Below are 10612 nucleotides of genomic sequence, written 5' to 3'. Positions count from 1 at the left end.
ACCGCGGTGCGCGGCATGCTGCCTCTATTTTTGGCCGTGCGTCGTCATCGCCAAGCGTCCGCCCCGATCGGCGGAGCGGACGCGCGAGCCTTGGTGGAGGGATTGCCGTCGGCTCGATCCAGGCTGCCTCACTTCACCAGCGGGCAGCCGCCGTCCTTCAGCGGCCGGAACGCCTTGTCGCCGGGAACCTCGGCAAGAAGCTTGTAGTAATCCCACGGCCCCTTCGATTCGTCGGGCTTCTTGACCTGGAACAGGAACATGCTGTGCACCATGCGGCCGTCCTCGCGGAGCACGCCATTGTCGGTGAAGGCATCTTTCACCGGCAACTCGCGCATCTTCGCCATCACCGTCTTGGTGTCCCTGGTGCCGGCAGCCTGCACCGCCTTCAGGTAGTGCAGCGTCGCGCTGTAGGTCGCGGCCTGGTTCATGGTCGGCATGCGCTTGACGCGTTCCATGAAGCGCTTGCCGAAGGCGCGGGTCTTGTCGTTGAGGTCCCAGTAATAGGCCTCGGTGACGATCAGCCCTTGTGCCTGTTTGAGCCCGAGGCTGTGCACGTCGGAGATGAACATCACGATCGCAGCGAGATTCTGTCCCCCGGCGACGATGCCGAACTCGCCGGCCTGCTTGATCGCGTTGATGGTGTCGCCGCCGCCATTGGCGAGGCCGATGATCTTGGCCTTGGACGCCTGGGCCTGGAGCAGGAACGAGGAGAAATCGGCCGTATTCAGCGGATGCTTGACGCTGCCCAGCACCTTGCCGCCGGAAGCCTTCACGACATCGCCGGTGTCGCGCTCGACCGAATGGCCGAACACGTAGTCGGCGGTGAGGAAGAACCAGGTGTCGCCGCCGTTCTTGACGATGGCGCTGCCGACCGTGTGTGCGTTGGCGTAAGTGTCATAGGTCCAGTGCGCGGTGTAGGGCGAGCAGGATTTTCCAGTGATGTCGGAGCTCGCCGCATCCGTCACGATCATGATCTTCTCATACTGCTTCGACAGCTCCATCACCGCGAGCGCGGTCGCGGAAGTCGGCAGGTCAATGATCATGTCGACGCCTTCGGTCTCCCACCATTTGCGGGCGATGGTGGAGGCGACGTCGGGCTTGTTGAGCACGTCGGCGCTGACTATCTCGATCGGCTTGCCGAACATCTGTCCGCCAAAGTCCTCGATCGCCATCTTGGTGGCCTCGACATTCCCCATGCCGCCGATGTCGGAATAGACGGACGAGAAGTCGGCGAGCACGCCGATCTTGAGCGGCGCCTGCTGCGAGAAGGACGGGCTGATCGGGAGTGTTGCGAGTGCGGCCGCGAACGTGGCTCGCACAATAGTCCGGCGCATGGCATTTCCTCTGTTTATAGTTGGTACGCCCGCGCAGTTTGCCGTGGTGTAACGTCATTTCTTGCGTGACGACGCCGCGCCCACAGGCCGAATTGACGCGGCCGATGGCGCCGATTACGTTTTGCGCAAATATCGGAAACGCGAAGGCGCGGCCACGGCCTTGCGGGTATCCGAGTAGATTGCCAATTCAGGGGACGGAAATGACCGGAGACACCGCAGCCACCATCGCGAAAGCGCGCGAGCATTCCATCGGCGACCTCCTGCGCCGGTCTGCTGGCCGCGAGCCGAACAAGCTCGCGGTGAGCTGCGGCGGCACGAGCTGGACCTTCGCGGAGATGGACGTGATCTGCAACCGGCTCGGCCGCGGCCTGCTCGGTCTCGGCGTCCGGAAGGGCGATCGCGTTGCGGTGCTCTCGCGCAACTCGCACGCCTTCGCAGCGCTACGTTTCGCCCTGGCGCGGATCGGTGCCGTGCTGGTGCCGATCAACTTCATGCTCAATCCGGACGAGATCAATTTCATCCTGAAGAGCTCCGGCGCCAAGCTGCTTGCGACCGGCCCCGATTTCGTCGAGGCCGCGCGCGCGGCCAGCGCGAAGGATTACGCAATCGAGAAGATGATCTGGCTGCCGGGCGAGGATGCGGCCACGGCGCCCGCGGGCCTCGTCACCTTCGATCTCCTCGATGCCGACGGCTCGTTCCTCGATGCGTCGGTCGACAGCCGGGATCTTGCGCAGATCGTCTACACCAGCGGCACGGAGTCGTTGCCCAAGGGCGCTATGCTGACCCATGAAGCCGTGATGTGGCAGTATGTCAGCTGCATCATCGACGGCGGCATGAGCGCGGAGGATAAATTCCTGCACGCGCTGCCGCTCTATCATTGCGCCCAGCTCGACGTGTTCCTGGGTCCGCAGATCTATCTCGGTGCCTCCGGCGTCATCACGGGCAAGCCGACCGCCGACAACATCCTGGCCCTGATCCAGAGCCACAGGATCACCTCGTTCTTCGCACCGCCGACGATCTGGATCGCGATGCTGCGCTCGCCGAACTTCGACAAGACTGATCTGTCGAGCTTGCAGAAGGGCTATTACGGCGCCTCGATCATGCCGGTGGAGGTGCTGCTCGAGCTCCAGCGCCGCCTGCCCAATGTCAAGTTCTGGAACTTCTACGGCCAGACCGAGATCGCGCCGCTCGCCACCGTGCTGCGGCCGGAAGACCAGCTGCGCAAGGCCGGCTCGGCCGGCAAGCCCGTGCTCAATGTCGAGACGCGCGTCGTCAACACCGCGATGGAGGACGTCAAGGTCGGGGAAGTCGGCGAGATCGTGCATCGCTCGCCGCACCTGCTCTCCGGCTACTACAACGATCCGGTCAAGACCGCGGCGGCCTTCTCCGGCGGCTGGTTTCACTCCGGCGATCTCGCCACGGTCGATGACGAGGGCCACATCACCGTGGTCGACCGCGTCAAGGACATGATCAAGACCGGCGGCGAGAATGTCGCGAGCCGCGAGGTCGAGGAGATGGTCTACCGCATTCCGCAGGTATCCGAAGTGGCCGTGGTCGGCCTGCCCGATCCGCGCTGGATCGAGGCGGTCACCGCCATCGTCGTGGTCAAGAGCGGCGAGAAGCTCGACGAGGACACCGTCATCAAGCATTGCGCCGGCCAGATGGCGCATTTCAAGGTGCCCAAGCGCGTCATCTTCGTCGACGCCTTGCCGAAGAATCCGAGCGGCAAGCTGCTCAAGCGCGAGCTGCGCCAGCGCTTCGTCGGGGCTGATACCCTCGACAAGGCGGTGCAGAAGAGCTTCGGTACCTGAGAGGGAACGGTTTCCATGAAAGCCTGGCAGGTCGCACGCGACTGGTCGATCGATGGGATGGAGCTGGCCGAATTGCCGGAGCCTATGCCCGGACCGGGCCAGGTCGCGGTGCGGATGAAGGCGGCATCGCTCAACTACCGCGACCTGCTGACGGTGCAGGGCAAGGGCGGCGTCACCAGATTGCCGCTGATCCCGTTCTCGGACGGAGCGGGCGAGGTGGCCGCGATCGGTGAGGGCGTCAGGCGCGTTGCGGTGGGCGATCGCGTCTGCCCGATGTTCTTCCAGTCCTGGATCGACGGACGAGTTTCCGCGGCCGGCCGCCGTTACGCCCTCGGCGGCACGAGGCCTGGCGTCCTGCAGGAGGTGATGGTGCTCGATGCCGAAGGCGTGAGCCGCGTTCCATCGCATCTGTCGTTCCCGGAGGCTGCGACGCTGCCCTGCGCCGGGCTGACCGCCTGGCGGGCGCTGTTTGAAGAAGCCAACGTGAAGCCCGGCGATACAGTGCTGGTGCAGGGCACCGGCGGCGTCTCGATCTTCGCGCTGCAGTTCGCGAAGCTGGCCGGCGCAAGCGTGATCGTGACCTCGTCGAGCGACGACAAGCTCGAGCGCGCACTGGCGCTCGGCGCCGACTACACCATCAACTATCGCTCGGTCCCGGAATGGGGTAAGGCTGCGGCAGCGTGGACCGGCGGCGGCGTCGACCATATTGTCGAGGTCGGAGGCAAGGACACGTTCTCGCAATCGCTGGAAGCAGCTCGCGTCGGCGGCACCATCCTGGTGATCGGCATACTCACGGGCGTCTCGCAGCAGATAGCGATCTCGAGCCTGTTCGCCAAGAACCTGCACGTCATCGGCCTCTCCGTAGGCAGCCGGCGCATGTTCGAGGGCATGACAGCCGCGATCGAGCGCAATGGCATGAGGCCGGTGATCGACCGCGTGTTCGGTTTCGAAGCCGTGCCGGACGCGCTGCGACTCATGCAGGAGAGTGGTCACTTCGGCAAGATCGTGGTCGAGTTCGGCTAGCGGGCATCGCTAGCGAGCTTCCTGACATCGTCCGGCGTCTGCCCGAAGCGGCGGCGAAACGCGCGATGGAAGTAGGAGACGTCGTGAAATCCCGCCAGATGCGCGATCTCGATGATCTTGCGTAGGCGCATGGCGGGATTCCGCAGCAGCCGTTCGGCCCGCAGCAATCGCTGCTCCAGCACGAAGCCGCTATAGGTGATGCCGGCCTGCTCGAACAACAGCTGGATCGTCCGCGGGCTGACCCGGTGCGCGGCCGACAGGACGCTGAGGGACAGCGCGGGGCTGTCCAGCTGTGCCAGGATATCTGCCTTGAGGGTTTCAAGACGCGCCGCAGCAAGGCCGCGTGTCCGAGCTTGCTCGGCGGCATCGCCGCGGCCTCCGATCATCAGCACGGCGAGGTCAAACAAATGCTGCGAGACGGCATCGAGCTCCGCGGGGGCGAGCTTGTCGGCATAGGCATGGGCGAGGTCGTAGTATCGCAGGAACATGGACGTGATCGGATTGGCGCCGGGGATCGACTGCGCGATCAGGTCCTCTGCATTCGGGCATGCGCGCAGCAGCGCCTTGCGCGGCAGCAGCGCGGTCTGGAAATTGCCGTGCTTGATCTGGGTGATGCAGGCGCCCTTGATCGACGGGTCCCCGATGGTGACGTCGCCGGCGGCGATCTCCAGCGGACGTTTCCCCATCGCTCCGCTCAACGCCGAATTGGGCGACGTCGTCATGATCAGTTCGTCGTTGGTGCCCAACGACACGAAGGACATCGGTGTGCCGAACGAGGCCGACAGCCTGACACGCGGAAGGATGGCCGGCGCAATGGTCCGATGGACGTGTCCTTCCCCGACCGGCACGAAGTCGACGTTCGCCACCTGGCGGCAGAACTGCTCGCGCCATCGTTCGTAGGCGTGGCCGTTCGGATCGCCGTCGAAGGAGAGTTGGGGCTGGATCATCAATCGGAAGGGCAGGTTTGTTAGCGAACCGCGGCAGGTTGTATCGTCGGGCCGGTGCGCCGCAACGGCAAAAACGCAGGATTGCGTGATAAGCCACTCGCGATGACGTGCTGAGACCGCGACCAGCTGCCGCAGTTGCGCGATGCCCCAGGGATCGCACTCGCAATCCTTTGGAAGCTCAATATTTCCACCAGCATGCCTGCGACGTTGCCGATCGTCATCGCGGTGCCGATCAGCCCGGTCGCCCAGCCGCGTTCCTGGAGAAAGACCCCGACGAATGGCCCGATGCCCGACTGCATGTCGGCCATGAAGAAGTTGAGCGCGAACAGGGGCCAAATACGGGACGTTGGAGGGCGCGACGTCATCGGGAGCTGAACTTGGGACGCTGAGTTTCTTGCTGACGATCTAACCGGGGCGCGCATGAGCGGTATCGGCGGGGCTATGGTGCCCCGGCGGACCAGAACCTAACCTGCGCTGAACGCGTTGGTTTTGGTCGCGCTCTTGCCGTCGGAGGACGACGAGGTCATGTCTTGCGGCGAGCTGTCATCGTGGATCACGGCAATGCCCCTCTGGACCTGCGAAACCTGCGGCGCACAATTTCCGTCACGCGGCGCACCGCCCGACTCCTGTCCGATTTGCGAGGACGAGCGCCAGTTCGTCGGCTGGAGCGGTCAGACCTTCCTCACGCGCGAGGAGCTCGCGCGCAAGCACCGGCTGGTGGCGCAGGACGATCTCGGCCTCACCGGGATCGGGATGGAGCCGAGCTTTGCCATCGGCCAACGTGCGCTGCTGGTCCCTCAGGAAGACGGGTGCGTGATGTGGGATTGCATTCCGCTCGCGACCGACGAAGCCGTCCGGTACGTTGCGGCACTCGGCGGGCTGAAGGCCATCGCGATCTCGCATCCACATTACTACGGCGCGCTCGCCGACTGGAGCGACGCGTTCGGCGGCGTGCCGGTCTATTTGCACGCCGACGATCGCGCCTTCGTCACACGGTCTCATCCCGCCATCGTGCACTGGACCGGCGATGCCCATCGCATCTCCGACGACGTGCAGCTGTTGCGGACCGGCGGCCACTTCGCGGGCGCCACCGTGCTGCACTGTGCGCGTGGTGCGGACGGCAAGGGCGCGCTGCTCACCGGGGATATCGCGCAGGTGACGATGGACCGGCGCTTCGTCAGCTTCATGTATTCCTACCCGAACTACATTCCGCTCAACGCCGCCGCGGTGCGACGGATCGCGGCCGCGGTCGAGCCGCTCGCCTTCGAACGGATCTACGGCGCTTGGTGGGGCCGCAACATCGCCAGCGGCGCGAAGGCGGCGTTTGCTGCATCTGTCGCGCGATATCTGGCGGCCATCGCCTGAGCTGGTGTCCCGATCGGATTTATCTTGCTGGCTTTTAATTACTGTACTATAAGTACATTATAAGGCCTGCCGCCAACGGACCACCTGCGGGGCCGGCATGATCGATGCATCGCGGAGGCCGTGAGGTCTTGCGGCCTCCGCGAGCGGGAGCTGGTTGCATGACAGGGCAGCGCGACTACGACATCTTCGAGGCCGGCGACGTCACTCTCCAGTCCGGGACCGTCTTTCCTTCCCTGAAGCTCGCCTACAAGACCTACGGCACGCTGAACCCGGCCAGGGATAACGTCATCCTCTATCCGACCTCGTTCAGCGCGCAGCATTTCGACACGGAATGGCTGATCGGACCCGACGCCGTACTTGATCCGACACGCTACTTCATCATCATCCCGAACCTGTTCGGCAACGGGCTTTCGTCCTCGCCTTCGAACACGCCCGGGCCCTTCCCCGAGGTGAGCTATCACGATGCCATCGCAGTCCAGCACCGCCTGCTCGGCGAACGCTTCGGCATCTCGAAGCTGGCGCTGGTCTATGGCTGGTCGATGGGCGGCATGCAGGCCTATCATTGGGCGGCGCTGCACCCCGACATGGTCGAGCGTGCCGCTGTCGTCTGCGGCAGCGCGCGCTGCGCGCCCTACAACTTCGTTTTCCTGGAAAGCGTGAAGGCGGCGCTCACGGCCGATCCTGCCTTCCGCGATGGCCGTTTCGCCGAAAGGCCCGTCGCCGGCTATCGCGCCATGGGACGCGTCTATGCCGGCTGGGCGATGTCGCATGGCTTCTATCGCGATGAGCTCTGGCGCGAGGCCGGCTTTACATCGCTCGAGGATTATCTCGTCCGCGCCTGGGATGCGACCTTCGCGCGCCGCGACGCCAATGATCTCCTGGCGCAGATCGGGATCTGGCAAAATGGTGACGTCAGCCGCTGCCCGGCGTTCACGGGTGATCCCGACCGCGCGCTAGCGGCGATCAAGGCGCACATGCTGCTGATGCCCGGCGCAACCGATCGCTATTTCGACCTTCGCGACAACGAGGACGAGCTCGGCCGGCTGGTGAACGCGAAATCGGCCGTGCTGCATCCGATCCCATCGCTGCATGGCCATCGCGCCGGCAATCCCGTCAACAATCCGCGCGATCAGGCCTTCATCAAGGCCGAGATCGCCGAGCTTCTGAGCAAATAGGCAGGCAGATCATGAGCGACGCAACCGTTTCAGAACCCGGGCATCGCCTGAAGCCGCTCTCGCCGGCCATGCTGCGCGAATTGTCGGTTCGATCCAACCTCAGGGGTGCGGCGCAGAGCCTCGGTCACTACGGCGTGATCGTGCTGGTGGGCGCGCTGATCTGGAAGGTTTCCTCGACCTGGGGCGTGCTCTGGGCGCTGCCGCTGATGGTGGTGCAGGGCTATGTCGTCGCCTTCCTGTTCATGGCGGTGCACGAGACCGCGCACAAGACCGCGTTCAGAAGCCGCGGCCTCAACCTCGTCGTCGGCTATCTCTCGGCTTTCATCATCGGACTGCCGTACGAATATTACTGTCTGTTTCACTGGGACCATCACCGCTACACCCAGGATCCAGACAGGGATCCCGAATTGATCGTCGGGGCGAAGCCGACATCCGACACGCAGCTCGCGCTCGCCTATAGCGGCCTGCTCCAGGTCGCCGGCCGGCTGCACCTGATGCTCGGCCATGCGCTCACCGGCAAGGTCACCGTGCCCTGGATCCCCCAGAACAAGCGCGCGACGATCGTGACGGAAGCGCGAATCCATGTGGCCCTCTATGCGCTGCTGCTCGCGCTTTCGCTGTGGTTCTCGTCGGCGCTGCTGCTCTGGGTCTGGATCGTGCCGCTGATCATCGGGCAGTTCTTCCTGCGGCCCTATCTCTACGCCGAGCATACCGGCTGCGACCGCACCCGCAGCGCCTTCCACAACACCCGCACCACCACCACCGGCGCAGTCGTCAAATGGTTCGCGTGGAACATGCCCTACCATGTCGAGCACCACGCCTATCCCTCGATTCCCTTTCATGCGCTGCCGAAGCTTAACGCGATCGTCGACGGCGAGATCGTCCATCGCGGCCGCGGCTACCTCAGAACGACGCGCGAGACCTGGGCCTGGTTTCGCCGGCAGCGGCAGACCGGCTAGCCGCGCACAGATCTCCCCGGCGCGTTTGCCGGCTTCCGATAAAGAGCTTCACGACGCGTTCATCACGCCTAAGGGTCGGACGCGTCAACCCGATACCGTTTTTGCCGCGCGGTGCGAAGCGCGCAAATTTTACCTGCCATATCAGCCACTTATGTGGCTGAGAAACATCGCTAACAAATCCTTCCCGATCGGGAAAGTTTTAGCCGTCTTCTATTCATAACCAAGCGAGGCCGCTGCTCTACGGTGAACGCCATCAACCGGGAGTTTGATGATGAGCGCGACGAGAGGCCGTCTTCTGGTAGTGGACGACGATCTGGTGCAACGGGTCTTGATCAGCAAGATCGGCGCGAAGCTCGGTTACGAGTCCGTCGTCGTGCCTTCCTACGAGGCCGCGACGGACCTTTTGTCACGCGAAGCCTTCGACATCATGGCGCTGGATCTGTCGCTCGGCGAGCGGGACGGTGTCGAGCTGTTGCGGTTCGTCGCCGAGCGGGATCTCCGCGCGATGTCGATCGTGATCATCAGCGGCTGCGATGATCGCGTCATGAAGGCAACGCGCCGGGTTGTCGCCGGACTGAAGCTGCTGCTTGGCGGCTGCCTGACCAAGCCGCTCGATCTCAACCGCTTGCGCTGTGCCTTCGACTTGCCGCAGCGCTCGCCGTTGGCTGCGAGATCTGCCGAAACCCCGCCCCGGATCACGCCGGACCGAATTGCGCGTGGGCTGGCCGATGGCGAGTTCTTCGTCGAATTCCAGCCCAAGATCGCGCTGGGGACGGGCAAAGTGGTCGGCGCAGAGGCCCTCGCACGTTGGCGCACCGCCGAATTCGGCATGGTCTCGCCGATGGTCTTCATTCCGATCGCCGAGCAGACCGGCCTGATTCGCGAGGTGACCGATTGCATTCTTTCATCGGCGATGTCACAGGGCCGCAAGCTGATCGAACGCAACCCCGGTTTCACCATCGCCGTCAACATCTCGGGTTCACTGATGTCGGATTTGGCACTGCCGGAGCGGATTGAGGCGATCCTTCGCCAGGCGAACGTGCCTCCGTCCTCGCTGACGGTCGAGATCACCGAGACCACTGCAATGGCCGACGTCGACCGTGCCAACGACATTCTGGTGCGTCTGCGGCTGAAGAAGATCGGTACCGCAATCGACGATTTCGGCACCGGCTATTCGTCGCTGGCTGCCCTGGCGCGACTTCCGTTCAGCGAGCTCAAGATCGACCAGTCCTTCATCAAAGGTTGCGAGGCCGACGACGACATGATGAAGATCGTCGATGCTTCCGTCGCGCTTGCGAAGGCGTTCAATATGAAGGTTGTGGCCGAGGGGGTCGAGAGCTCGCAAGCGCTTGAAATCATCCGTCGGGCAGGCTGCGACGTCGCCCAAGGCTACTACTTCGCACCCTCGCTACGGCGTTCCCGCGCCGAACGATGGATATCGGATCGCAATGCATTGACGGACCAGCAGGCCGCTTCCGCGACGCCGGCGGCTCTTGCGAGCTGAGACGACGAACCCCGGTCGCGGAGCGACCGGGGCTGCGCCAGACGATAGCCGTGCTCAGTAGATCCCGTAGGCGCAGACATTCACGACGCGCACGCGCAGACCGTGACGAGTGCGGACCAGGCGCTCCTGGTAGCAATTGCTGACGCCGGTGTTGAGGTAGATGCCGCCAAGGCCCCAACCGGGACCCCAGTGGTTATGACCATGATAGTAATGGAAACCGCCGGCCGAAGCGGCAGTGGGAGCCAGAGCGGCGACACCGAGCGTGCCGGCAGCGATCAGACCAAGAGCAAGCTTACGAAACATCTTCATTCTCCATTTGGCGCTAGGACCATTGTTGCGTCCCTGCATCTCGGTCGAGACGAGATGCGATCGCGTTCATGGCGAGCGGGAAGAATCGTGTTTCAGGTTTGTTTCATCGGCAGCGGCGAAATGTGCCGCGGTCAGGCTTTGCGCGCCGTGTGGTCGCGCTCAGGCCTCGCCTGCGTCATCTCCGC

9 protein-coding genes and 1 pseudogene are annotated in these 10612 nt (G+C 64.0%); 6 read left to right on the top strand and 4 right to left on the bottom strand.

The annotated features are described in order from the left end of the window. Positions 1–128 precede the first annotated feature (128 nt). On the bottom strand, positions 129–1334 hold the full coding sequence (locus tag AC3WLX_RS17795; protein WP_291626450.1) for an ABC transporter substrate-binding protein: 1206 nt from the start codon (positions 1332–1334) through the stop codon (positions 129–131). Between the two features lie 200 nt (positions 1335–1534). Here AC3WLX_RS17795 and AC3WLX_RS17790 point away from each other — a divergent pair, with 200 nt between their 5' ends. Together AC3WLX_RS17790 and AC3WLX_RS17785 are read left to right on the top strand one after the other, a co-directional pair. Further along, positions 1535–3145: an acyl-CoA synthetase gene (locus AC3WLX_RS17790; protein ID WP_492336910.1), complete on the top strand. Its 1611-nt coding sequence runs from the start codon at positions 1535–1537 to the stop codon at positions 3143–3145. Between the two features lie 15 nt (positions 3146–3160). Next, positions 3161–4168, top strand: coding sequence for a zinc-dependent alcohol dehydrogenase family protein (locus AC3WLX_RS17785; RefSeq protein WP_492336909.1), 1008 nt, complete (start codon positions 3161–3163; stop codon positions 4166–4168). Here the strand turns inward: AC3WLX_RS17785 and AC3WLX_RS17780 are convergent. Then, a complete protein-coding gene (locus tag AC3WLX_RS17780) occupies positions 4165–5115 on the bottom strand; it encodes an AraC family transcriptional regulator (protein ID WP_492336908.1) in 951 nt (316 codons plus the stop codon). The two genes, AC3WLX_RS17785 and AC3WLX_RS17780, sit on opposite strands and share 4 nt — an antisense overlap. Positions 5116–5303: 188 nt before the next feature. Further along, positions 5304–5480 (bottom strand): annotated as a pseudogene (locus AC3WLX_RS17775) (MFS transporter); the annotation flags it as partial. A 196-nt stretch (positions 5481–5676) separates the two neighbouring features. Between AC3WLX_RS17775 and AC3WLX_RS17770 the strand changes: the two are divergent. The 4 genes from AC3WLX_RS17770 to AC3WLX_RS17755 all read left to right on the top strand — a co-directional run bounded on the left by AC3WLX_RS17770 (position 5677) and on the right by AC3WLX_RS17755 (position 10118). Next, positions 5677–6480 (top strand): MBL fold metallo-hydrolase, encoded by an 804-nt coding sequence (locus AC3WLX_RS17770; RefSeq protein ID WP_291626460.1) that lies wholly within the window; start codon positions 5677–5679, stop codon positions 6478–6480. Positions 6481–6638: 158 nt separating this feature from the next. Beyond that, positions 6639–7655, top strand: a complete 1017-nt coding sequence (locus AC3WLX_RS17765) for an alpha/beta fold hydrolase (RefSeq protein WP_492336907.1) — start codon at positions 6639–6641, stop codon at positions 7653–7655. Between the two features lie 11 nt (positions 7656–7666). Next, entirely contained in the window at positions 7667–8614 is a 948-nt protein-coding gene (locus tag AC3WLX_RS17760) for a fatty acid desaturase (RefSeq protein ID WP_492336906.1), read from the top strand. A gap of 271 nt (positions 8615–8885) precedes the next feature. Further along, positions 8886–10118 (top strand): EAL domain-containing protein, encoded by a 1233-nt coding sequence (locus AC3WLX_RS17755; RefSeq protein WP_492336905.1) that lies wholly within the window; start codon positions 8886–8888, stop codon positions 10116–10118. A gap of 54 nt (positions 10119–10172) precedes the next feature. Here the strand turns inward: AC3WLX_RS17755 and AC3WLX_RS17750 are convergent, their stop codons facing one another. Further along, the gene (locus AC3WLX_RS17750) at positions 10173–10421 is read right to left on the bottom strand and encodes a hypothetical protein (protein ID WP_291628593.1); all 249 of its coding nucleotides are present in this window, start codon (positions 10419–10421) and stop codon (positions 10173–10175) included. Between the last annotated feature and the right edge of the window lie 191 nt (positions 10422–10612).

It is taken from the genome of Bradyrhizobium sp. FW305-F6, from assembly GCF_058782905.1.
The sequence above is the reverse complement of the archived record's forward strand: the minus strand, read 5'-3'. Positions and strand labels throughout refer to the sequence as shown.

What these genes read in the sequence shown, in the direction of transcription:
- AC3WLX_RS17770 (WP_291626460.1), top strand. Translation starts at nt 5,677, where the DNA reads ATGCCCCTCTGGACCTGCGAAACCTGCGGCGCACAATTTCCGTCACGC.
- AC3WLX_RS17765 (WP_492336907.1), top strand. Translation starts at nt 6,639, where the DNA reads ATGACAGGGCAGCGCGACTACGACATCTTCGAGGCCGGCGACGTCACT.
- AC3WLX_RS17780 (WP_492336908.1), bottom strand. Translation starts at nt 5,115, where the DNA reads ATGATCCAGCCCCAACTCTCCTTCGACGGCGATCCGAACGGCCACGCC.
- AC3WLX_RS17790 (WP_492336910.1), top strand. Translation starts at nt 1,535, where the DNA reads ATGACCGGAGACACCGCAGCCACCATCGCGAAAGCGCGCGAGCATTCC.
- AC3WLX_RS17755 (WP_492336905.1), top strand. Translation starts at nt 8,886, where the DNA reads ATGAGCGCGACGAGAGGCCGTCTTCTGGTAGTGGACGACGATCTGGTG.
- AC3WLX_RS17760 (WP_492336906.1), top strand. Translation starts at nt 7,667, where the DNA reads ATGAGCGACGCAACCGTTTCAGAACCCGGGCATCGCCTGAAGCCGCTC.
- AC3WLX_RS17785 (WP_492336909.1), top strand. Translation starts at nt 3,161, where the DNA reads ATGAAAGCCTGGCAGGTCGCACGCGACTGGTCGATCGATGGGATGGAG.
- AC3WLX_RS17750 (WP_291628593.1), bottom strand. Translation starts at nt 10,421, where the DNA reads ATGTTTCGTAAGCTTGCTCTTGGTCTGATCGCTGCCGGCACGCTCGGT.
- AC3WLX_RS17795 (WP_291626450.1), bottom strand. Translation starts at nt 1,334, where the DNA reads ATGCGCCGGACTATTGTGCGAGCCACGTTCGCGGCCGCACTCGCAACA.